Source organism: Acinetobacter sp. 25-47-122, from assembly GCF_056779695.1.
Genome location: NZ_JBWYIJ010000010.1, coordinates 49,491 through 71,908, shown reverse-complemented (window position 1 = coordinate 71,908; position 22,418 = coordinate 49,491). Strand labels below are relative to the sequence as shown.

Annotated in this window: 20 protein-coding genes; 8 read left to right on the top strand and 12 right to left on the bottom strand. The window is 40.2% G+C overall.

Features of this window, described 5'->3' with window-relative positions; genetic code table 11:
- Positions 1-15 precede the first annotated feature (15 nt).
- The 5 genes from dusA to AC1M9P_RS10555 form a co-directional block, all read right to left on the bottom strand.
- Positions 16-1,026, bottom strand: coding sequence for a tRNA dihydrouridine(20/20a) synthase DusA (gene dusA / locus AC1M9P_RS10575; protein ID WP_035265303.1), 1,011 nt, complete (start codon positions 1,024-1,026; stop codon positions 16-18).
- 172 nt (positions 1,027-1,198) lie between these two features.
- Positions 1,199-1,690 (bottom strand): GFA family protein, encoded by a 492-nt coding sequence (locus AC1M9P_RS10570; RefSeq protein WP_481587567.1) that lies wholly within the window; start codon positions 1,688-1,690, stop codon positions 1,199-1,201.
- A 154-nt stretch (positions 1,691-1,844) separates the two neighbouring features.
- Entirely contained in the window at positions 1,845-3,014 is a 1,170-nt protein-coding gene (locus tag AC1M9P_RS10565) for a zinc-binding dehydrogenase (protein ID WP_481587566.1), read from the bottom strand.
- A 153-nt stretch (positions 3,015-3,167) separates the two neighbouring features.
- Positions 3,168-4,370, bottom strand: coding sequence for an MFS transporter (locus tag AC1M9P_RS10560; RefSeq protein ID WP_035265309.1), 1,203 nt, complete (start codon positions 4,368-4,370; stop codon positions 3,168-3,170).
- Positions 4,363-4,815, bottom strand: coding sequence for a RidA family protein (locus tag AC1M9P_RS10555; RefSeq protein WP_481587565.1), 453 nt, complete (start codon positions 4,813-4,815; stop codon positions 4,363-4,365). Before AC1M9P_RS10555 ends, AC1M9P_RS10560 begins: the two co-directional genes overlap by 8 nt.
- 66 nt (positions 4,816-4,881) lie before the next feature.
- Here AC1M9P_RS10555 and soxR point away from each other — a divergent pair, with 66 nt between their 5' ends.
- Entirely contained in the window at positions 4,882-5,382 is a 501-nt protein-coding gene (gene soxR, locus AC1M9P_RS10550) for a redox-sensitive transcriptional activator SoxR (protein ID WP_035265311.1), read from the top strand.
- Positions 5,383-5,435: 53 nt separating this feature from the next.
- Here soxR and AC1M9P_RS10545 read toward each other — a convergent pair whose 3' ends face one another.
- Positions 5,436-6,359 (bottom strand): DMT family transporter, encoded by a 924-nt coding sequence (locus tag AC1M9P_RS10545; protein WP_481587564.1) that lies wholly within the window; start codon positions 6,357-6,359, stop codon positions 5,436-5,438.
- A gap of 798 nt (positions 6,360-7,157) precedes the next feature.
- Here AC1M9P_RS10545 and AC1M9P_RS10540 point away from each other — a divergent pair.
- Genes AC1M9P_RS10540 through AC1M9P_RS10530 form a run of 3 tightly spaced genes read left to right on the top strand, consistent with a single transcriptional unit; the run spans position 7,158 to position 10,069 of the window.
- On the top strand, positions 7,158-8,285 hold the full coding sequence (locus tag AC1M9P_RS10540) for a Re/Si-specific NAD(P)(+) transhydrogenase subunit alpha (RefSeq protein WP_481587563.1): 1,128 nt from the start codon (positions 7,158-7,160) through the stop codon (positions 8,283-8,285).
- Between the two features lie 11 nt (positions 8,286-8,296).
- Positions 8,297-8,620, top strand: a complete 324-nt coding sequence (locus tag AC1M9P_RS10535; protein ID WP_035265316.1) for a proton-translocating transhydrogenase family protein — start codon at positions 8,297-8,299, stop codon at positions 8,618-8,620.
- Between the two features lie 3 nt (positions 8,621-8,623).
- On the top strand, positions 8,624-10,069 hold the full coding sequence (locus AC1M9P_RS10530) for an NAD(P)(+) transhydrogenase (Re/Si-specific) subunit beta (RefSeq protein ID WP_481587562.1): 1,446 nt from the start codon (positions 8,624-8,626) through the stop codon (positions 10,067-10,069).
- Positions 10,070-10,110: 41 nt separating this feature from the next.
- On the opposite strand, the gene AC1M9P_RS10525 is transcribed toward AC1M9P_RS10530, so the two are convergent.
- From AC1M9P_RS10525 to AC1M9P_RS10500, 6 genes are all read right to left on the bottom strand, one after another.
- Positions 10,111-10,728 carry a GNAT family N-acetyltransferase gene (locus tag AC1M9P_RS10525; protein WP_179998631.1) on the bottom strand — a complete coding sequence of 206 codons (618 nt, stop codon included), beginning with the start codon at positions 10,726-10,728 and terminating at the stop codon, positions 10,111-10,113.
- A 103-nt stretch (positions 10,729-10,831) separates the two neighbouring features.
- Positions 10,832-11,239: a ribosome silencing factor gene (gene rsfS / locus AC1M9P_RS10520; protein WP_179998710.1), complete on the bottom strand. Its 408-nt coding sequence runs from the start codon at positions 11,237-11,239 to the stop codon at positions 10,832-10,834.
- Positions 11,240-11,338: 99 nt separating this feature from the next.
- Positions 11,339-12,112: a hydroxypyruvate isomerase family protein gene (locus tag AC1M9P_RS10515; protein ID WP_481587561.1), complete on the bottom strand. Its 774-nt coding sequence runs from the start codon at positions 12,110-12,112 to the stop codon at positions 11,339-11,341.
- A 12-nt stretch (positions 12,113-12,124) separates the two neighbouring features.
- Positions 12,125-12,997 (bottom strand): NAD(P)-dependent oxidoreductase, encoded by an 873-nt coding sequence (locus AC1M9P_RS10510; RefSeq protein ID WP_481587560.1) that lies wholly within the window; start codon positions 12,995-12,997, stop codon positions 12,125-12,127.
- A 39-nt stretch (positions 12,998-13,036) separates the two neighbouring features.
- Entirely contained in the window at positions 13,037-13,825 is a 789-nt protein-coding gene (locus AC1M9P_RS10505) for a crotonase/enoyl-CoA hydratase family protein (protein WP_481587559.1), read from the bottom strand.
- 110 nt (positions 13,826-13,935) lie between these two features.
- A complete protein-coding gene (locus AC1M9P_RS10500) occupies positions 13,936-16,740 on the bottom strand; it encodes a GacS-like sensor histidine kinase (protein WP_481587558.1) in 2,805 nt (934 codons plus the stop codon).
- Positions 16,741-16,891: 151 nt separating this feature from the next.
- Between AC1M9P_RS10500 and cysM the strand changes: the two genes are divergently transcribed.
- From cysM to AC1M9P_RS10480, 4 genes are read left to right on the top strand one after another with little or no spacing between them, the layout of a single operon-like run.
- Positions 16,892-17,812, top strand: a complete 921-nt coding sequence (cysM, locus tag AC1M9P_RS10495; RefSeq protein ID WP_481587557.1) for a cysteine synthase CysM — start codon at positions 16,892-16,894, stop codon at positions 17,810-17,812.
- 16 nt (positions 17,813-17,828) lie between these two features.
- Positions 17,829-18,650 carry a 3'-5' exonuclease gene (locus AC1M9P_RS10490; RefSeq protein ID WP_481587556.1) on the top strand — a complete coding sequence of 274 codons (822 nt, stop codon included), beginning with the start codon at positions 17,829-17,831 and terminating at the stop codon, positions 18,648-18,650.
- Positions 18,651-18,659: 9 nt separating this feature from the next.
- The gene (rlmD, locus tag AC1M9P_RS10485; RefSeq protein WP_481587555.1) at positions 18,660-20,027 is read left to right on the top strand and encodes a 23S rRNA (uracil(1939)-C(5))-methyltransferase RlmD; all 1,368 of its coding nucleotides are present in this window, start codon (positions 18,660-18,662) and stop codon (positions 20,025-20,027) included.
- Between the two features lie 53 nt (positions 20,028-20,080).
- Positions 20,081-22,387, top strand: coding sequence for a RelA/SpoT family protein (locus AC1M9P_RS10480; RefSeq protein WP_035265331.1), 2,307 nt, complete (start codon positions 20,081-20,083; stop codon positions 22,385-22,387).
- Positions 22,388-22,418 lie beyond the last annotated feature (31 nt).

The following is a 22,418-nucleotide window of genomic DNA, read 5'->3' as shown; positions in this document are numbered from 1 at the left end:
ACTGATGTTATTTGTTTATTCAGCATTGATTTTTAAGCTTTCTTGTTCAGCATGTCTTTGAATGGCTTGTTGCATACCGATTAAGGCATTTTCAATATCTTTTAATGTTTTCGCGTTACCGCCACTCAGGGCTTGACGCCATTTTCGTGCACCAGGAAGGTTTTGAAATAAGCCTAAAATATGACGTGTAATCACTGATAGTGGCGCACCATCAGCTAAACGTTTTGCAATATATGGCATCATTTCCTGCATGATCTCAAAACGGTCAGGTGCTGACAAATTCCATAATTGTCCTAGTTCAGCCAGTAGATAAGGATTGTGATAAGCCTCGCGACCAATCATGACACCATCCACATGTTGTAAGTGTTGTTGAGTTTCAGCAAATGTTTTGATCCCACCATTGATTTCGATCAATAGTTCTGGGCGATCTTGCTTTAAACGATAGACATCTTCATAACGTAAAGGCGGAATGTCTCGATTCTCTTTTGGTGACAAACCTTGTAGTAAAGCAATGCGTGCATGCACGATAAAATTTTGACATCCCGTTTTTGCAACGGTATCGACAAAATGCAGCATCTCTTCATACGATTGCATATCATCGATGCCGATTCGGTGTTTTACCGTGACGGGAATATCAACTGCATTTTGCATTTCAGCAATACATTCAGCAACCAGCTCAGGCTCAGCCATGAGGCAAGCACCAATTTTATTGTTTTGAACACGATCACTAGGGCAACCAACATTTAAATTGATTTCATCATAGCCCCAATCTTGAGCCATTTTAGAACAGGTTGCGAGGTCTTTAGGATTTGATCCACCAAGCTGTAACACAATAGGGTGTTCTTCTTTGCTGTAATCTAAATGACGGGCTGCATCGCCAAATAAAATTGCGCCTGTGGTCACCATCTCGGTGTACATGATGATATTTGGATTGAATAGACGTGCAAAAAAGCGGTAATCACGGGTCGTCCAATCCATCATGGGTGCGACGGAAATTCGAGGCTGTAAGGATTGGATATCAGACATGGTGAAACCTAGATTTAGTAAATCGTGAAAAGCTCGGCATCTTACCATAATTTGGAAAATGGGTCATTGAAGCACAATTGAGATTTAAATAGGTTGAACATTCAAGGAATTCAATAACCTCTCATACCTTACCGAGTACACCTTGATTAATTTTACCTTACTAATCTAAACTTTAATGTTCATTTAAAGACAATATTCTCTCTTTAAGCCCTTTTAAAATAAACTTAGCTGCTTGAGTTTGACTCTGGATAAAACCATTAAATTTTGGCAAATCATCAGCTACATCTTGCACACGACGATGGTAAAAAATATGCATATTTTCAGGGGGAACTTGCGAGAAGTCTTTTAAGTTCCATTTAGGAATAAATACCAACTGATCTAATATTCCAAATTCAATAGAAGGGGACTGACATTGTTTGCATATCCCACGACGGATATTGGGTGGTGACTTCAAACGTTTAAAAGTAGTCTGTTTAATATTTAAATCACAAACATCTTGTTTCAAGAATACTAAAACATCTGAAAATGCCTTACCTGTATATTCTTGGCAAACTTGGCAGTGACAAATAAAATGTGCGATGGGTGCATGAGAAAAGCGAAAAGTATTTGCGCCACAAGAACAACTTGCTTCAACATTGAAAGGCATGTGATTTAAATTTGACATAAAACTTCCTTGTTTAAGATCTATTCATAGATGAAATTAAAATTTTAAAGTTCGATTGAGTATCACGCAGGATGAATAAGGGACTCTGATCAAGTTTGAGCCCCATAGTAAAAAAATCGCTGAGCACTTATGTCGTATAGAACCTAAAGATTATCTAAAGTGCACTGATATCAGATCCGATCTTTTGGGGGTCGACCAAAATTTTAGCGTGTTTTTCAGGATCACCTAAGGCCTGAAAAGCATCTTTGACTCCTGCAAGACCTACAACGCCCGTTATCAGAGGAGAACAATCAATTTGACCTTCAGCGATCATATGGAGCGCATCTCTGAAGTCAAGTGGCGTATAACCAATCACAAACTGGATTTCGATTTCTTTGTTTAAAGCCAAAGCGGGTTCGATGCTGTCGGATTGCATACATACACCCACACCGATAATTTTAGAAAATAACGGTGCACCGTTAATAATCTGTTGAAGGATGCCTGGCATCCCGACACATTCAAAAATCACAGGACGTTTGGGTAAAGCACCTAATTTGTCAGCCATACGCCACGCATGCCACCATGGAATATGCATAGACTGAATCTTTTCAAAAATACCGATTCCATAGTTAATCGCTTCAGAAGCATCACCCAATAAACCGTATTCTTTCCAACTCTCAAAAGGCGAGGATTGTTTAGGATCAAGGACGACATCTGCGCCACAAAGTTGAGCCAGCCGACGGCGATTTGGTGAAAAATCACTGGCAATAATTTTTTTCACACCAATCGCTTTGAGCATTAAAATGACACCTAAGCCTACTGGACCACAACCAATAACAATTGCGGGTTCTGATTTCTTTATTCTGCTCCGACGTACTGCATGTAAAGCAACTGCCATTGGCTCGGTCATTGCCGCAAGATCGGGATGTAATCCATTTGGCACCGCAAACATGAGTTGAGATTGCACCAAGATTTGTTCGGCATAACCACCAGAAGCTTGAGGGGAAAGACCAGTCGCTTGATAACTCCACTGATCAACTTTCAAGAGTGGCATCGCACAAACTAAGGTATCTGTTTTAAATTTTTTTCTAGTTTTAGGACCATAATCTAGAACACGACCGCAAAATTCATGCCCCATGACAAAACGGTCTGTTGACTTTGCAACACCTTTTAGACCCACTTTAGCTGTAAGTTCATGCATGTGGTCACAACTATGTTGCATATGTAAGTCACTGCCACAAATACCACATCGCACAACTTCTAATAAAGTTTGTCCTTGTGATGGTGTTAGATGGCTGACATTTTCAAGTGTTAATTCATTTTGATGACATACAACAGCTTTCATTCTTGTCCACGAATAATTTTTATAATGATAGTGAACAGTGTGTGTGATTACGCACAAGAGATACACAGCTTTAGAGGACTGAATGATGACTGCAGAGGCTAAATTATTGAAAAAGCCTCCATTTATAGAGGCTTAACATGCATATTTTATGAGTTAACTGAGTTGGGTTCGATGATAACGTTGATCCACTAGCGTGAATAGTGCAGTACAACTGACCAGGATTAATCCTACGATACACGCCATTGCCCATCCACCATGATCCCAAGCATAAATTCCTAGCGCGGAACCACTTGCGCCACCAATAAAATAGCTGGTCATATAAAGTGAATTTACACGAGATTTAGCATCCGGTCTTAAATTAAAAATCACATTCTGGTTGCTACTATGCACCAATGCTAGCCCGAGATTCATCAGTCCAAAACCGATGATATAGCAACTTAAATAGAATGCACCTAAATAAAGGAATATCCATGCGCTACCTAGGATTAAAATGCCAAACCAAGTGATTTGTTTGACGTAACCACGATCGGCGATCTTACCAATTTTCTTGGTGGACAAGGCGCCAAATACGCCAACCAAAGTGACTAAACCCACCATGACATCTTCAAGAGAAAAAGAGGATTTAAGTAAAATAGAAATGGTGGAGAAGAGGATGCTCATCGTTGCAAATGCAAAGGCACCAATGATAGAGCGATAGATTAAACGAGGCTCTTCTTTAAGTAGCAGTCCCATCGATTTAAACACAGCAAAATAACTAATTTTAGAGCTAGGAATATAAGGCAGACGGATATTGAGTACCACAGCGACCATTAACATCAAAATTCCACTGACAATATAAATGAGCTGCCAATTAAATAGGTTGGATAACAAGCCAGCTAAACTGGTCGAAATCAAAATACCCACCAATAATCCGCTCATCAGTAACCCGACGACTTCGCCTGTTCGTTCTGGTCGAACCGCCATCGTGGCAAACGGAATTAAAATTTGTGCTGCAACTGAGAAAAGCCCAGTGATAATTGTGCCAGCCCATAACATATAAAGGTTGAGCGAAAAAGCACAAATAAATAATCCCACTGCTGCAAAGAACATTAAAAATGGGATTAATTTCGTTTTATTGAGAATATCACCAAGTGGTACGATAAAAAGTAGTCCGACAGCATAAGAGACTTGAGCCAAAGTAACAGTTAATGCCACATCTGTTGCAGGGGCATTAAAGTAAAGTTGAACAGAGTGAATTAAGGGCTGCGAATAATAATTAGCGCCTGCACAAATACCACAAGCAATGGCCATCAACCAAAGTAAAGCAGTGTCATTCGTGATGTCTTTTTTATTTAAATCGTCAAGATCGTTATACATGAATAAATGGCTCAGTGGATGAGGAGCAGTAAGCTGTGGCTTCGATTTCAATTTGCATGGCGTCTAATGCCAAGCGAGACACAGGGATTAGTGTGCATGCTGGGAAATTTTGATCTTTCCATATTGTATTCATTTTCAGATTTAACAGGTGATGTTTTTGTTGGTCAAAATTGACAATCAATACGCTTAGAACAGCAATGTTATAAAAGTCGATATGTGCATAGCTGAGAGCGATTTTGAGATTTTCGAAGACTTGGTTGAGTTGTTCTGAATAATCAGTGGAATAATGTCCTTCGGCATTTTCACCACCTTGACCTGATATATGAACGACTGTGTTGAAGTGTTTGACCTCACAGATGTGGCTATATCCAAATTGCCTTGGGGAATAAAGCTGAGGTGGATTTTTAGTGGTTAAACTAAATGGTGGCTTATTTGGTTTTGTCATTCTATCTTCTCTGGATTAAGCTTAGAAAAGAATTATGAAAGCTCAACTTAACTTGAGGTTAAGAGCATGGAAGAACAAAAATTACAACAGTGGCTCAGTATAGGCGCGTTAGCTGCTCGAAGTGGTGTATCGGTCGCAGCACTCAGATTTTATGAAGACAAAGCTCTTATTTGGAGTGTGCGGACGGAAGGAAATCAACGGCGATATCCTCGATATATGCTGAGAAGGATTGCCATCATCAAAGTGGCACAGCAGGTTGGGATTTCACTCTCTGAAGTGAAGCAAGCATTTAACATACTCCCTAAGAATAAAACCGCGACTAAATCAGATTGGACCGCATTATCGAGTGCATGGCAAAAAATTTTAGATCAAAAAATCTTAAATATGCTTCAACTTCGTCAACAACTGGATTGGTGCATTGGTTGTGGGTGCTTATCTTTAACTGAATGCCCACTAAGAAATGAAAATGATCAAATGGGGTCTACATCGTCGGGTTCCCACTTTGTTCCACTCGACATTAAATTTGACGATGATCAAGGGAAAATAGAAATTCACTATGAAGACTAAGTTTCATCGTGAAGCATTATTTTGAAATTTGAACTGTGAGGTTAATGTTGTCTTTATTTCAGTTTAGTTTTGGAAAGCGTAATCATCATCACACCCAATATATTCAGCGCACAACCAAACCATTGAATCATATTCATTGATTCCCCTAAAAAGATAGTTGCCAATATAATGGTCAGAATTGGACCAAGTGAACCAATCATGGCTGTTTGAGAAGCACCTAAACGAGCAATACTTTGCGCAATGAGAATAGTTGGAATCACCGTTACCCCAATACCTAATGCAACACCATATCCGATTATTTCTATGGGTTGTTGAAGGATATTGGATATAGGACTTGGCTGAGCAATAAAGTAGTGAAGAATCGTCCCTAAGCAGGCGATAGACATTGCTAAGCCCGTAAAATTCCACGATCCAAATTTTTGGATTAATTTTGGAGTCATCAATAGATAACTCGCAAAGCAAATCGCGCTTGCGAAAACTAAACTCACACCTAGCCAAAAATTACTTTCATGAGGCACATTGCTTTGTTCTTGGAGCATCACTATAAGCGTGCCGCCATAACTTAGTCCAATCGCAAAAATAGTCTTCATTGAAAGAGGATGTTTGAAAATTACACTTGATGCAATTACTGTCATGGTAGGATATAGAAATAGGATAATACGCTCCAAAGAGGCACTGATGTACATCAGACTCATAAAATCGAGCCAACTTGAAAAATAATATCCAATCAAACCAGCAACGAGGAGTAGGGCCCAATCCTGCGCTGAAAATCCACGATTACGGTGTCGGTTCAACCAACAAATAAAAAGAAAAACGGGTAAGGCACTGAGCATCCTTAAGGCAACCAGCAATGTTGCATCAACATCTTCAGAAACTGCATAAGCTTGTTTGATTAAGATCGCTTTACTACTAAACAAGAATGCTGCCAACAGCGCACATAAACTCCCTAACTGAGTGGGAGTCAGCTTAAGTACCATAAATGTTAAAAATCAATTTTTAAGTAATGGAAGTATAAGCCAATCTTCATTGTAAGCTCTAAAATTCAATCTCTAATTTTCGCTAAATCACCTACCTAGCGACATAAGAAGTTTTGATTTTTTGTTTAAATGCATCATTGTGGTGCGTAATATGAAAAAAACAGTGGTCTATCAACCCAAAAAATACATCAAAAAAATATTTCAAATTTTTTTTGCACGGTTTGTAAGCATTCTTTTCAAGAATCTGTCATCTTGTATTTCATCTTTAAGCCAAAATCTAAGCCCAATGTGTAAACCTAGATTTATCTAAATTTTGTCTTATTTATAATTTTTAAGAATGTCGTGAGAATTTGAATCGATTAGTCTGATTTTTTGTCAATTCGGCAAATTGAAATTTATGAGAATGAAAGAAGCAACTAAAAATGTGACATGCACGGCGCTTTAACACAATCAAAAGGGATAAAAAGAAAGCTAAAAAATGTCAGAATGATCAAAGCTTAATAAAGTCAAGCTCCCTATACTGACGATAAATTAGAAAAAAGTTTCTTTTTTGTTAAAAAATGGATCGAAAATTAAACGAAACTGGAACTATTTTTTATGAAAATGATAGATCAAGTACCATGAAATTTTGTGATGATCGTGAATCATGAGTTCAAAATGAGGGTATTTATTAAATAAATATTGGGTGGTAATTTAAAAAAGTTCAATTAGAATCCAAAAAATTCACATGAATACATCCAGGGGTATATCGCAGGAATGCGATATCTACTTTAAAAAAAATTAGCTTGAGGAATGCTCATGCAGATCGGAATCCCTACCGAAACTGTAGTTGGTGAAAGTCGTGTAGCTGCGACACCAGAAACAGTAAAGAAGTTAATTGGTGCTGGTCACAGTGTCGTTATCCAACGTAATGCAGGTGTTAAAGCTGCTTATATTGATAGTGCCTATGAACAGGTTGGTGCAAAAATTGTTGATGATGCTTATACCGGCAGTCAATTGGTTTTAAAAGTTCGCGCACCTAAAGGCGAAGAAATACAAAAATTAGCCCCAAACACCACAGTGGTTGCGATGTTTGATCCGTACCGTAATACGGAACTTGATCAATTCGCTGCTCAGCAAGTGTCTGCATTTGCACTTGAGTTATTACCACGTACGTTATCTCGTGCCCAAAATATGGACGTGTTGTCATCACAAGCAAACTTGGCAGGTTATAAATCTGTGCTTCTTGCGGCGGCAGAGTACCAACGTATGTTCCCAATGTTAATGACAGCGGCAGGTACGGTTAAACCAGCTCGTGTAGTCATCATGGGTGTTGGTGTAGCAGGCTTACAAGCGATTGCAACAGCCAAACGTTTAGGTGCTATTGTTGAAGCGACAGACTTACGTCCGACAGCCAAAGATCAAGTTGAATCTTTAGGCGGTAAATGGTTGGACGTACCAATGTCAGCAGAAGAACAAGCGCGTGCTGATGAAGCTGCTAAAAATGGTTATGGTTGGATGCCTGGTGAACAATATATTAAAGACCAAGCTGCAATTGTAGACAAAGCGGTATCGAATGCTGACATCGTGATCACGACGGCTCTTTTACCAGGTCGTGATGCACCGCGCTTAATTAAAGCTGAAACAGTTGCCAAAATGAAACCTGGTTCAGTCATCCTCGATATGGCAGTTGAAACTGGTGGAAACGTTGAAGGTTCAAAATGCGGCGAAACTGTTGTGACTGATAATGGCGTGAAAATTTTGGGTGTCCCAAATATTCCAGCGACCGTTTCTACAGAAGCTTCAGCGCTATATGCACGTAACGTTTATAACTTTGTTGAAACGCTTTTTGATCAAGATAAAAACTACAGTATCAATCAAGAAGACGAAATCCAAAAAGCATTGCTTGTCACTCATGGTGGTCAAGTGCTGTTGAAGCGTGGTTAAGGAGACTGATCATGGTTGAAACTATTACAATTTTTGTCCTCGCAATCTTCGTAGGTTATTACGTTGTTTGGGGAGTGACACCTGCGCTTCACACGCCTCTGATGGCCGTAACGAATGCATTGTCTTCAATTATTATTGTCGGCGCGATGATCCAAACTGTTGGTCTACCTGTTATGGGTGTTGAGGGGGCTGTTGATTTTCAAACCATCAATGTGGTGAGTGTATTAGGTGCGATCGCTGTTTTCTTAGCAAGCATTAATATTTTCGGTGGCTTCGCTGTAACCGCTCGTATGCTTGAAATGTTTAAGCCAAAGCAAAAGAAAAAAGAGGGTTAATACATGGAATTTATTCGTGAGTATGCGGATTGGTTTTACCTAATCGGTGCCGTTCTTTTTATCTTAACTTTGCGTGGCTTGTCTGGTCCTAAGACAGCAATTGCAGGTAACCGTTACGGTATGATTGCAATGGCAATCGCCGTGTTAACAACTTTCTTTGTTGCTGATAATCCTGTGGTATGGATGATTGTCGGTGCAATGGTATTGGGTGCGATTGTTGGTATTGCTCGAGCTCGTACAGTGCCTATGACACAAATGCCAGAAACAGTTGCTCTCATGCACTCACTCGTGGGTCTTGCTGCAGTGTTGATTGCGATCGCTGCAATTATTCACAACAACAAGCTCGTCGAGCTTGGGCCAGACTTACTGGCTGCAAATGGTGTGAACTTCCATGAAATGAGTCGCGTACATTTATTCGAATTATTCGTAGGATGTTTCGTTGGTGCCATTACATTCACTGCATCGGTATTTGCTTATGGTAAATTGGCGGCAAAGAAATGGGCAAAAACGATTTCAGGTGCATGGGTTAAACCTGTTCAAGCTTTGATTTTTATTGCGATGCTAGCAGCAGGGATTCACTTTTTCTTGACGGGTAACATGACCTCTTTCTGGGCAATGACAGCACTTGCTTTAGCCTTTGGTTGGGTATGGATTGCACCTGTTGGTGGTGGTGATATGCCAGTTGTGGTGTCTTTGCTTAACTCATTCTCTGGATGGGCGGCAGCAGGGATTGGTTTCACGCTTGAAAACAACATGTTAATTGTTGCAGGTTCGCTTGTAGGTTCATCAGGTGCAATTCTGTCTTACATTATGTGTAAAGCAATGAACCGTTCAATCATCAACGTATTGTTTGGTGGTGCAATGGGTGGTGCTGCAGCACCGACAGCAGCAGCTGGTGCAGCAGTTCAACGCAACTACCGTTCTGGTTCTGCTGATGATGCTGGCTTCTTAATGTCAAATGCAGACAGTGTTGTTATTGTACCGGGTTATGGTATGGCGCAAGGTCGTGCTCAAAATGCGGTGAAAGAGCTTGCAAATTTATTGAAAGAGCAAGGTGTAACAGTACGTTTTGCGATTCACCCAGTGGCTGGTCGTATGCCTGGTCACATGAACGTTCTTTTAGCTGAAGCAGATGTTCCGTACGAAGACATCTTAGAGATGGATGAGATTAACTCAGACTTCCCAGCAACAGATGTGGTATTGGTCATCGGTGCGAATGACGTCGTTAACCCTGCAGCGAAAGATGATCCAAACTCACCAATTTATGGTATGCCTATTCTTGAAGCACATAAAGCTCGTACCATTATGGTGATCAAGCGCTCTATGGCGACAGGTTATGCGGGTCTTGATAATGACTTGTTCTATAACGACAAAACAATGATGATCTTTGGTGATGCGAAGAAAGTTGTTGAAGATATGACGAAAGCCATCAACGGTACAGGTCACTAATTCATAGCTTGTTTTTAAAAAACCACCTTCGGGTGGTTTTTTTATTTTTCATGTGTAGGTTTTCGCCACATTCCCCAAATTTCAGGTGCATCGTAGGGCAGATCGCGAAGGTGAAAGATCACTTCAAATCCATAATGACGATAGAGTCCAACATTGCTTGGTGTTGCAGTTTCTAAATAACATGGGATACCGTGTTGATCGCTCTTTGTGAGAATAGGTGTTAAGACTTTGCTGGCTAAGCCTTGTCCTTGGTGATCAGGACTTACACCTATGAGTTGTAAATAATAATGCGCCTCACTGGGATGATGTTTCTGCACCAGATTAATGATGTGAATAAATTTCACCAGTTGTCTTAAACCGATAATCTTCGTTAATTGAGGGAGGAGTTTAACCTGCTGAATGAGGTTTAAATCCCACTGATTTGGCGGAATCCAAAGTGCAGCAACTGAGCGATCGGGATTGGTATAGACTTCATTATATGGTTGAGCGATATCTTTCAATTGGATACTAAAAAATTGCTCAAGTTTTGCATGTTTTTGTTGGAAGCTCAGTTTTTCAGCTTGGATCGCCCAGTTGCAAAACTCTTCGTTCCAAAAGGATTGCATTAATGTTTCGACTAATGCATCGTGATCTGCTCTTGTGGCTTTTATCATGGTCATATCAAGGTAAACCAAATCAGTGATTGTGTTTTTGTTGGCTTTATTGTTATTAATATAAAATGCAAAGTATAAAAAAGCGACCCAGAAGGTCGCTTTAATATGTTTATGCTACAGACTCTGTAGTTGAAGCATTACGCCATAAGTTTTCTAAATCATAAAACTTACGTGCTGTAGGTAACATGAGATGTACTACAACAGTGCCAAGATCAACAAGGATCCATTCTGCATCGCTTTCACCTTCAATACCGATAGGGCGAAAACCTGCTTTACGTGCTTCATCAGCGACGTTGTTTGCAAGCGCTTTCACGTGACGTGTAGAAGTACCTGAAGCAATGACAATTGCATCTGCAACATTGCTCACTTCGCTAACATCAATCGTTGTGATTTCTTTTGCTTTAACGTCAAGCAATGCTTCTTGAACAACTTTTAAGCAAGCTTGAACGTCTTGTTTTGGAGAATTCAAAGAGAGTTCGTGAGAATTAGAAGCGCCGGGCGATGGTTCTAAATTCATGAGAAGTGTATTTTCCTGACTATAACTCATCTTTCACTATAGCGCTTTCTGCTTGAAAATTCAAACTTTGAACAAATTTCATACCACAATATGATGATATTAAAGAAGTTTATTTTTCCATGTGAAAGAATTTGTTGAATGAGATTGGGGGCGATATTCGGCTGCGACAAATCCTTCATACATGCTATTTGCAATGCATTCAAAAATAGTGGAATAGTCAATTGTCCCTGTGAGTGGTTCATGTCGACCTGGTACATCTGCAAATTGTATATGCCCAATGTGTTGCATATTTTCTTTGAGTGACAGAATCAGGTCTTCTTGCATTCTAGCCATATGATAGCAATCGAATTGCATTTTTAAAGCTGGATGATTGACGTCTTTCAGTAATTCTTTGGCTTGATGCATTGTTTGAATCATGAAATTTGGCATATCAAAGCCATTAATCATCTCAAAAACGGGTTGAATCCCATGCGCTGTGAAGATCTCGCTGACATATTTAAGATTTGAGACTAAGGTTTCATAGCAGATCTGATATTCAACATTATTTGGTTGCTTGCCAGCCAAAATATTCACTCGAGGAACATTGAGTGAACATGCGTATTCAATCGCAAGGTCAACAGCTTGTTTAAATTCATCAGTTTTACTTGGGATGCTCGCTAATCCGCATCCGCCTTGCATTAAATCTCCGGCAGGAACGTTGATGAGACACAAGCTAAGTTGATGTTCATTAAGTTCATGCTGAATTTGCTTAACACTCAGCTCATATGGAAATTGAATTTCTACATGTTGGAACCCATATTCAGCAGCCAGCGCAAAGCGTTCAATGAGTGGAACTTCTGTAAAGATCATCGATAAATTGACAGCGAGCTTCATATTGAATGCAACCTATTTATTGTTTTGTTCAACTTGCAGAATGACTGAGGCAAGGTCTGATTCAGAAAAGCCGTTGGATTGATGCGCTTTCAATTGTTCTAAGGCTTGTTGAGCGACAGGAATATTAAGGTCAAATTGTCGAGCCAAACTCAAGGCGTTATTTAAATCTTTAGACAGCGTCTGAACTTTCCATTGCACAGGCTCAAACTCATGCGTTGCCATACGTGGTGTTAAAATTTGAAAAGGTTTAGAGTCGGCGAATCCACCTGCTAAGGCGGGTGCAAGCAGTTGAGTATCAACACCCGCCTGATCTGCTAAAGCAACAGCTTCTGCGATGAGTGTGCTATTTGCAGCAACGATGAGTTGATTACAAATTTTGGTGGCTTGTCCTGTCCCAGTTCCACCCATACAGGTTACACGTTGTGAAAGAACTTGATAGATTGGTTGTAAAGATCCGATGATGCTCGATGGTCCGCCAGCAAAAATAACTAAACTGCCATTTTCGGCACCAGCTGTTCCGCCTGACACAGGAGAATCTATCCAATGCGCTGATTTCGCAGCGGCACGTTGTGCAAGATTTTTAGTTTTATCCACAGATAGACTCGAGAAGTCCACAATAATCTGCTCGGGTTGAATCAGTGATTCAATTTGAGAAAAAACAGCCTCTACCGCATTGTCATCGGCTAAACAAGTTAAGATCAGATCAAATTGTGCTATCTCAGAGAGTTGAAGGGGATGTGCCCCAAGCTGGATTAACGGCTCACATGCGCTGGGGCTTCGGTTCCAAACAGCAGTGTAAAACCCAGCCTGTATCAATCGAGTCGCCATTCTGCTACCCATTAAACCCATACCTAAGAACGCGATTTTAGTTTGACCGTTAATCATTGTTGAAGCTAATCCCTGATCTAAGTTTTGAAAACCAATTTATTTAAATTGACGTGGTAAAAATTCCAAATCTGGATTTTTATCTTTTTTACGCGCAATTTGACTGTTTTTGCCAAGGAGTAATTTGAGTTGCCAAATTTTCTCAAGACGAAGTGATTTTTTTGGTGCGTGTTCCATCGCATCTAAGACCTGTTTGACTGCGGCTAAGGCATCAGGTGAGCGCTGCAACATTTCGTCGGCAAGCTGTTGAGCTTTTTGCATCGGCGCGTCATCAACATGTGTGATCAATCCAATTTCTTTGGCATATTGACCATCAAATACACGTGCTGTTAATGATAATTCTTTGGCTAGGTCGACTCCAATAATACCTTTGATTGAGCGCGTTAACCCCATATCTGGAACTAAGCCCCAACGGGTTTCCATAATCGACATTTGGGTGTTGGGGTGAGCAATTCGAATATCAGCCGCTAAAGCCAATTGCATACCTGCACCGAAGCAATACCCTTCAATAGCTGCAATGACTGGAACAGGGAGCTCTTGCCAGATTAAAAAAGCTTTTTGAAATAGACTTTGACCAGGCTTGATAAGTTCCCATGCGGCATAAGCACGATTTTGTGGATTATTCAGGTCCGTTAAATCAATACCTGCACTAAATACGTTGGCTTCACCAGTGAGAATGACACAGCGGATAGTACGATCAGATTTAATTTTTTTTGCGACTTGCACCAACTCTTTCAAAAGTTGAAAGCTCATCGCGTTACGTTTGTCGGGACGGTTCAGAAAAACCGTCACAATTCCATTATTTTTTTCTACACGTATTACAGCCATTATTGTGACTCGAGTTTATTGTTCCTTGTTTTAAGCATAACATGTCCAAAATAGACTGTCGTGACACTAGAGTCATCACGTATTGCCTAAGACAGGGTGTTGATCGTCTATTAATGATTCAGAATAGACTCGGCTGCTTCTTTTACTTGTCCAATCGCATGTTTTAATTCATCCAACAGTTTCATCACATTTTCAATAAATTGCTCATCTGCTTTTCTACGCTCTTTACGCAGCGTTGAAACGAACTGTTCAAATTCACCTGTGATGCTTTGTAAATTCGGAGTGCCGACGTAGCGTGTTGCCCCATATAAACGGTGTAATACATGTTCGAGCTGCGGATAATCTTCAAGTTCGATGAGTTGTTCTATTTCAGCAAGTTCATTCGGGAAGCTGTCCACCAACATCTTCAATAAATCTTGTGCTAAATCTTCTTTATTCGCTGCCAATTGAACGCACTGTTTCCAATCTAAAACCTGATGATCTAAGGTTTCGATACGTAAAGTTTTTTCTTGGGATTTAATTGGATGAATAAACTTATCACTGCTCCAATGCGTCAGAATCTGAATAATCTGATCCATTTGGATTGGTTTGGTGACATAGTCATCCATGCCGACTTTAAGTAATTTTTGTTTCTCATCTGCTAAAGCATGTGCTGTGAGTGCAATGATTGGTGTGTGACGTCCCTCGATGGTGGATTCTAACGATCTGATCGCACGAGTCGTATCGATGCCAGACATCACTGGCATTTGAATGTCCATAAATATCAGATCAAACGGCTTTTCATCATTTTGAATCTGTTGTTGTAAAATTTGTAGTGCCTCTTGTCCACTTTGCGCTTTAGTTGTTTGAACATTAATTTCGCCGAGCAAAGCTTCTAAAACGATTAAGTTTGGTAGATGATCGTCTACTGCAAGTACATGTAAATTAAGGGCTTTAAAGTTATCATGAGGTTCTACTTCAAATATTGGCTGATTTTCCAAAAGCTGAATTAATGATGAACGGCTCAGAGGTTGATACAGTGGTCTCGCTTTGTATTCATTCAACATGTTGAGGTCGAGCGCCATCTGATAGCCATATACGGCTAAGTGACCTTGATAACGTCCGCGAATCTCTTTTAATAAAGCCTCTGGATCACCACTGTGATCTACAATCAACCACGTATTTTCAGGTTGATGTGTCAAACCGTTTAGACGGCTGAATAAATCTAGAATGGATTGAGCTTCTGTGTGTTCAACACCGTAATTTTCTAAATAATGACGTAAAACATTCGCAGTTGCAGGGTGGGCTAAATAGGAGATGACACGCATGTCATGGAATTGCGGATGAATAATTTCATATTCATCAACCGCAAATTTCGCAGTAAACCAGAATGTTGAACCCTTTTCAGTTGGGGCGCGTTCTTGGTTATCTTCAAAGCCAATTTGGCCATGCATCAGATTAACCAATTGTTTTGAGATTGCTAACCCTAAACCTGTGCCACCAAATTGACGAGTAACGGAAGCATCGCCTTGAGAAAATGATTCAAATAACCGTTTACGATCTGTACCACTTAATCCAATACCACTATCTTGAACACTGAAATGCAATAGGCAATGTTCTAGATCGTCATGCTCCATGCGAACACGTACAATAATTTCACCATCAGGAGTGAATTTGATGGCATTTGAAATCAGGTTAGTCAAAATCTGTTTACAACGTAAAGCATCGCCAATCACATACTTTGGAATGTTATCGGCATAGTAGAAGGCCATATCGATATTTTTTTGGGCGGCTAATGGCGACAACATGTCCATAACATCGAAGATCGCTTCTTCTAAATCAAATGATGCGGTTTCTAATTCAAGTTTACCGGCATCAATTTTTGAAAAGTCTAAGACATCATTGATCAGTGCTAAAAGATGTGCTGATGATTTGCGAATCGTTTGCAAATACAGGCTTTGATCATTGCTGAGATTCTCTTGGCGCAATAACAAGTGAATAAAACCATCGATACTATTCAGCGGGGTACGCAACTCATGACTGATATTGGCAAGAAAAACAGATTTTGCCTGATTGGATGAGATGGCCTGATCGCGTGCTTGTTTATAAGTAATATTTTGCACTTCAAGTGTATCAAGCGTACGTCTTAAATCGTCTTCGGTCTGCTCGGTATGTTCCTTCAGCTCTAAAAAGCTGAAATGTAGACGCTTCACGACATTCGCAATATCACGTTGGAGTAACCTTAACTCGCCAGTACTATTGATGACCATGTGTTGGTCGAGTGTGTCTGCATTGAGTCGCTGTAATTGCATACGTATTTCGTACATAGGTGCAATCCAACGTCGTGAATAAAAGTTCAAGCACAGTAATAATAGTAAAAGTGTCAACAAACCCGTCGTGATCAGTACAATGAAAACACGATATTGAGAAATGGCTAGAGGTTGATTATCTAGCTCGATAACAAGCCATTTTTTACTTTGATCAGGCGTATTTAATGCTAAGCCATAAATATGATTATGTTGATCTTTAATCGGACCAAATGTTTGTACATTGGTCGGGAAGCTAGGCCAAGGTTTTTCATTGCGATAGCCTAACCCAAAATAAGGTTTTTGTTGTTGGTCTAGGACTGCGACACTGAGTAAATATTTTTCATTAAACATCTTTTGTAAGATGCTTTTAGCGCGGTCTTGTTGCGCTTGTGAGGGTTTTTTTTCAAGCGCAATAAGTAGGTTTTCTGTCGTGTATTTATAACGACTTAAAATTGCATTTGCGGCAAAGCGTTGTTCTGATTTTGCGGAATTAGACGTTTCTGTGAGCACCAGTGCAGAGCCGACGCTTGCCAGTACCGCAATGGGTACAAAAATGAGGGCAATCAATTGCCCATAAGCATGGTTTAGTTTTAAGCGATTGAAGATTTTTTTATTCAAATTCGACATGTGCAGAGTGACTCATTCCCCATGTTGGGCATATTAGCACGCTTTAAAAAAATGATGGTGCTTTAATCACCCTCATTAAAAAGCCTTTGAAATTGATGCAGTGAGATACTTTTTTTCATACAATACCTGCACCTCAATATGGGTGCAAATAATGAGTAATACACAAGTAGATTTTCAATCAGACGATTTTTTATTAGACCACTATGTGGGTAAAACCCCATTGGTTAGGTTACAGCGTCTGGCAAGTCATACTCAAGCGACTGTATTGGCAAAACTGGAAGGGAATAATCCAGCGGGCTCTGTTAAAGATCGCCCAGCATATAACATGATCATGCAAGCTGAAAAACGTGGTGACATTAAGCCAGGTGATACGCTGATCGAAGCGACTAGCGGTAACACAGGTATTGCATTAGCCATGGTAGCGGCAATGCGTGGCTATAAAATGAAATTGATTATGCCTGCAAGTTCTAGCCAAGAACGCAAAGATGCAATGCGTGCGTATGGTGCTGAGCTTATTGAATCCGAGAATATGGAAGAAGCTCGTGATATCGCATTGCAAATGGAAAAAGATGGTCTAGGTTTGGTGCTCAATCAGTTTGGTAATCCAGACAATGTCCAAGCACACTATTTGACAACTGGTCCAGAAATTTGGCAACAAACTGGCGGTAAAATTACGCATTTTGTTAGTTCGATGGGAACAACGGGAACCATCATGGGGATTTCAAAATACCTCAAAGAACAAAATCCAGATATTCAAATTATTGGTCTACAGCCATCTGAAGGGTCGAATATTGCAGGTATTCGCCGTTGGCCTCAAGAATATTTACCGACGATTTTTGATGCTTCTCGTGTTGATCAAATTATGGATATTCCACAAATTGAAGCTGAAAAAATGGCTCGTCAATTGGCACGTAAGGAAGGAGTTAGTGCTGGTACTTCTTCTGGTGGTGCAGTTTGGGCGTCAATAAAAATCGCTGAACAACATCCTGGTGCTGTGATTGCATGTATCGTGTGTGATCGTGGTGATCGTTATCTCTCTACGGGTTTATTCTCTGTAGAAGATGAACAATAAATTCGAGTAAATCTATATGCGCTTACCTGTTTTAGTGTTTGATATTGAAACATTGACCGATCTTAAATCAGGAGCGCATCTATATGGCTTAGATTTACCAGAAGATAGTATTGAACAAGCGCTGAGTAAGTTAAGACGTCAAGAAGCGGGCACTGACTTTCAGCGACTTGCTTTACATGAAATTGTCTGTATTTCAGGACTATGGATTGATGAAAAGGCGGGAATGAAATTATTTTCATTCAGTCGTGAACATTATTCAGAACCTGAAATTTTACAAAAATTTATATCAATTTTTGATAAACGTAATCCGACTTTAGTCAGTTGGAATGGCTCCCAATTTGATCTGCCTGTTATTATGTATAGAGCAATGTATCATGGGTTGTCTGCGCCAAGTCTGTTTGATCAAGGCGAAATTGATACACAAAAGCGCTATAATAACTACCAGAATCGTTACCATCATCGTCATATTGATTTGATGGATTTTATGGCAATGTTTAATGCGCGTCACTTCCAAAAACTGGATGATGTCGCCTATATGCTCGGTTACCCGGGTAAGCGCGGAACACCAGGTTATTTTATCCCTGAATATGTTCGTAACAATAATTGGATAGAATTAACCAGTTATTGTGAAGGAGATGTTTTAAACACATGGTTAGTCTATCTGCGCTATGTATTGTTAAAAGGACAGATTTTGCCTGAAGATCATCGTCTCTGGATTCAAGCGACGATTCATTATCTTCAAGGTCAACCCCAGCAAACAGAATTTTTGCGTATTTGGCAAGAAACTGCTGAAAAAACTGACTTCACCGCTTCGGATTTTAAATCAACTCAACATTAGGTTATCTCTTTGAAACAACGTGCCGCACATCGCTCATCTCAACTTCTTCGTTATACATTTACAGTTGAGAGACTTTCACACGAAGGGCGAGGGATCGCACATTTTCAAGGACAGGAACATCCTCAAGACAAATTGGGTAAAAAGGTCTTTATTCGTTTTGCACTGCCAGGAGAAACAGTAGAAGCTCAAATTACCCATCAGGCAAAAAAATTAGAAGAAGCTGATTGTGTGCAGTTGATTGGGGTGCCGAGTCCAATTCGTACACAGCCAGTTTGTCCACATTTTGGAAAATGTGGAGGCTGTAATATGCAGCACATAAAATTAGATGAACAAATTCGTTTAAAACAATCAGTTTTAGAGTCGCATCTCACCCACTTTGCAGGTGCTCTTCCAGAGTCGTGGCTAGAACCATTGCGTTCGACACGTGAAGATTATCGTCACAAGGCTCGTATTGGCGTTCGCTACATTGCTAAAAAAAATAAATTAGTCATGGGTTTTCGTGAGGCTCAATCTAATCAGCTTACTGAAATTAAAACCTGCAAAATTTTAGATGCAGAGCTAGATGCTGCGTTACCTCACCTCAAGGTACTCCTTGAAAAACTGAAGTCAAAAGCAGATATAGGTCATATTGAATTGGCGAAAGGAGATCAAGAGGTTGCACTTTTGATACGTCATACCAACAAATTACTGCAAAATGATGTCAACCAACTGCGTGAATTTGCGTTAGAAAGATCATGGCAGCTTTATTTGCAACCAGCTGGTGTAAGTAGTGTTCATCGTGCGGATGGTGACCTATCTGAGCGATTACATTACTCACTACCGGATTTTAATGTGACGTTTGGATTTAAACCGACTGACTTTACTCAGGTTAACCCCACCATTAATCCTCAAATGGTGAAGCTGGCATGTGAATTGCTTGACCTGAGCGGAAATGAGCGTGTTCTTGATTTATTCTGTGGTCTAGGGAATTTTTCATTGCCACTTGCACGTTCTGTAACACGGGGTGAGGTCGTCGCGGTGGAGGGAAGTGAGGAAATGGTGATGCGTGGGACAGAAAATGCACTGAAAAACGGCATCACAAACGTAAAATTTTATGCTCAGGATTTAACGCAAGATTTTTCGCAACATTCTTGGGCAAATCAAGGGTTCGATGCACTCTTAATAGACCCACCACGCGCTGGAGCTGAAGAAATTATGCACTATGTGCCAAATTTTGGTGCAAAAAAAATCGTCTATGTTTCCTGTAATCCTGCTACATTAGCACGTGATACAGGGATTTTAGTACAACATGGTTATCAGTTGAAGAAAGCTGGTGTGATGGATATGTTCAGTCATACAGGCCATGTTGAATCTATTGCTTTATTTGAAAAAAGCTAGTGCTAAGTGTTGATTTAATAAAATGAAGATTAGATTTAAAAAAGGAGAAGGGTATGGTCACAGTACGTGAGCAGTTACCTGGACGACTGACTGAGTTGTCTGAGGAAACGACTGTAGAACATGCCGCTGAAGCGCAACTTGGTTTAGCAACTTGGCTAGACCGTGCGCGGATTATTTTAGACGGTGCAGAACTTAAAAAATTAGAAGAAGTCGCTCTTAGTGTTTTAAAAAAAGAACTGACTTCTGATCACCATCATAAAACCAATACCTTCGCGACTGGCTTAGGTATGGCAGATATTTTGGCTCACCTACATGTTGATGAAGATACTTTGTCAGCAGCGATGCTTTATCGTAGTGTGCGTGAGGGCATGACGTCGCTTGAGGAGATTCGTAAAAGCTTTGGTGAAAGTGTCTACAATTTGGTGAAAGGCACTTTGGCAATGGGTAAGTTGTCAGAGCTGATCGAAAAAAATAAACGTTTAGAAGATCACTTCAATAATAATCAGCGTGAACATTTAACTGGGATCTACAAGATGTTGATCTCAGTAACAGAGGATGTTCGCGTTGTATTAATCAAGTTGGCTGAGCGTACGCTGGCTTTGCGTGAGTTGGCAAACTCTCCAAAAGAGCGTCAAGAGCGTGTCGCACGAGAAATTTTGACCATTTACTCGCCCTTGGCGCATCGTCTTGGTATCGCGCAGTTAAAATGGGAACTTGAAGATCTTGCGTTCCGTTATTTAGCACCAGAGCGCTATAAAGAAATTGCATCTTTACTCAATGAAAAACGCTTAGAGCGCGAACAATATATTCAATTCGTGGTCGATAAGCTGAAAAGTGAGTTGTTGAAGCATGGCATTGAGGCTGAAATCTCAGGTCGTGTGAAACACATTTATTCGATTTATCGAAAAATGAAAAGCAAGAACTTAAGTTTCGATCAGCTATATGACATTCGAGCTGTTCGTGTATTAGTTCAAAATGTATCTGAGTGTTATCACGCTTTGGGGATCGTACACCAAATCTGGCGTCATATTCCCCATCAATTTGATGATTACATCACTAACCCGAAAGCCAATGGTTATCGCTCTTTACATACTGCAGTGATTGCTGAAAATAAATCTTTAGAGATACAAATCAGAACCACTGAAATGCATGAAGAAGCTGAGTTAGGCGTTTGTTCTCATTTCAATTATAAAGAAGGTGCGAAAACTACAGATTATTCATTTAATCATCGTTTACACTCTTTACGTTCCGTGCTTGAGCATTATCAAGAACGAAATGAAGCAGGTGCGCATCCGAATGAAGACGAAACTGAAAATTTCAATCAGCTTCAAGATTTTGAAGATTTTGAAAAAATTTATGTTTTTAGTCGTGATGGTGACATCAAAGAATTACCACGTAATTCAACCGTTTTAGATTTTGCATACCATGTGCATACGGAGGTTGGCAACAAGTGTTATGCAGCACGTGTAAACCAACGTTATGTTCCACTGACTTATACATTAAAAACAGGTGAACAAGTCGAGATTTTGACCAAGAAAGATCGTGAGCCAAATCGTGATTGGTTGGTGAACTCTTTAGGTTATATCAAGACAGCACGTGCAAGAGACAAGTTGCGCCATTGGTTCAGACAGCAAGACCGTAGTAAGAACTTAGAAGTCGGTCGAGAGATTCTCACCAAGGAATTATCACGTCTTGCAATTCACCCAAAAAGTATTGATTTGAGTGATTATTGTGCTCATTTTAACGTTAAAACAGGTGAGGACATTCTTGTATCCTTGGTGAGTGGAGATATCAGTCTTCATGCATTGATTAATCAAGTCAATCGTCATATGCACTTGGATCAAGATGAGCCTGAGTTAGTGCTGAAGCCAGCATTAAATCCACGGGCGAGTCATACATTATCAGCGCATGGGATTCTGATTGACGGTTTGGATAATGTTGAACTACATATTGCACAATGTTGTCAGCCTGTTCATGGTGAGTCGATTGCTGGATATATCACACTCAATCGTGGGGTGAGTATTCATAAGGTGGCTTGTCCGGATTATGTACGTATGATCAGCCAAGAACCTGAACGCGCTGTTGAAGCAGATTGGGAAATGCAACCTACAAGAGGGCAGAGTGTCCAAATTGTGGTTGAGGCTTATGATCGTCGAGGACTGCTGAAGGATCTAACCCAAGTGATTTTTTCAGATCAGATTAATATTCGCCAAGTGAATACCATTTCCGAAGCGGATGGTATTGCCAATATGAAACTATTGATTGAGGTCAAAGGTTTGGCTCAATTGTCTCGCTTGTTGGCTCGATTGGAACAGCAACCAGGCATCATTAGCGCAAGACGTTTGGTTCAAGGAAATTAAAAAAAGCCTGCTTTAGCAGGCTTTTTTATGA

Coding starts and splice junctions, on each gene's coding strand:
- AC1M9P_RS10540 (WP_481587563.1), top strand. CDS start 7,158: ATGCAGATCGGAATCCCTACCGAAACTGTAGTTGGTGAAAGTCGTGTA.
- AC1M9P_RS10525 (WP_179998631.1), bottom strand. CDS start 10,728: ATGACCATGATAAAAGCCACAAGAGCAGATCACGATGCATTAGTCGAA.
- AC1M9P_RS10545 (WP_481587564.1), bottom strand. CDS start 6,359: ATGGTACTTAAGCTGACTCCCACTCAGTTAGGGAGTTTATGTGCGCTG.
- AC1M9P_RS10480 (WP_035265331.1), top strand. CDS start 20,081: ATGGTCACAGTACGTGAGCAGTTACCTGGACGACTGACTGAGTTGTCT.
- AC1M9P_RS10510 (WP_481587560.1), bottom strand. CDS start 12,997: ATGATTAACGGTCAAACTAAAATCGCGTTCTTAGGTATGGGTTTAATG.
- AC1M9P_RS10535 (WP_035265316.1), top strand. CDS start 8,297: ATGGTTGAAACTATTACAATTTTTGTCCTCGCAATCTTCGTAGGTTAT.
- AC1M9P_RS10530 (WP_481587562.1), top strand. CDS start 8,624: ATGGAATTTATTCGTGAGTATGCGGATTGGTTTTACCTAATCGGTGCC.
- AC1M9P_RS10570 (WP_481587567.1), bottom strand. CDS start 1,690: ATGTCAAATTTAAATCACATGCCTTTCAATGTTGAAGCAAGTTGTTCT.
- AC1M9P_RS10505 (WP_481587559.1), bottom strand. CDS start 13,825: ATGGCTGTAATACGTGTAGAAAAAAATAATGGAATTGTGACGGTTTTT.
- soxR (WP_035265311.1), top strand. CDS start 4,882: ATGGAAGAACAAAAATTACAACAGTGGCTCAGTATAGGCGCGTTAGCT.
- AC1M9P_RS10565 (WP_481587566.1), bottom strand. CDS start 3,014: ATGAAAGCTGTTGTATGTCATCAAAATGAATTAACACTTGAAAATGTC.
- AC1M9P_RS10500 (WP_481587558.1), bottom strand. CDS start 16,740: ATGTCGAATTTGAATAAAAAAATCTTCAATCGCTTAAAACTAAACCAT.
- cysM (WP_481587557.1), top strand. CDS start 16,892: ATGAGTAATACACAAGTAGATTTTCAATCAGACGATTTTTTATTAGAC.
- AC1M9P_RS10560 (WP_035265309.1), bottom strand. CDS start 4,370: ATGTATAACGATCTTGACGATTTAAATAAAAAAGACATCACGAATGAC.
- AC1M9P_RS10555 (WP_481587565.1), bottom strand. CDS start 4,815: ATGACAAAACCAAATAAGCCACCATTTAGTTTAACCACTAAAAATCCA.
- AC1M9P_RS10490 (WP_481587556.1), top strand. CDS start 17,829: ATGCGCTTACCTGTTTTAGTGTTTGATATTGAAACATTGACCGATCTT.
- AC1M9P_RS10515 (WP_481587561.1), bottom strand. CDS start 12,112: ATGAAGCTCGCTGTCAATTTATCGATGATCTTTACAGAAGTTCCACTC.
- rsfS (WP_179998710.1), bottom strand. CDS start 11,239: ATGAATTTAGAACCATCGCCCGGCGCTTCTAATTCTCACGAACTCTCT.
- dusA (WP_035265303.1), bottom strand. CDS start 1,026: ATGTCTGATATCCAATCCTTACAGCCTCGAATTTCCGTCGCACCCATG.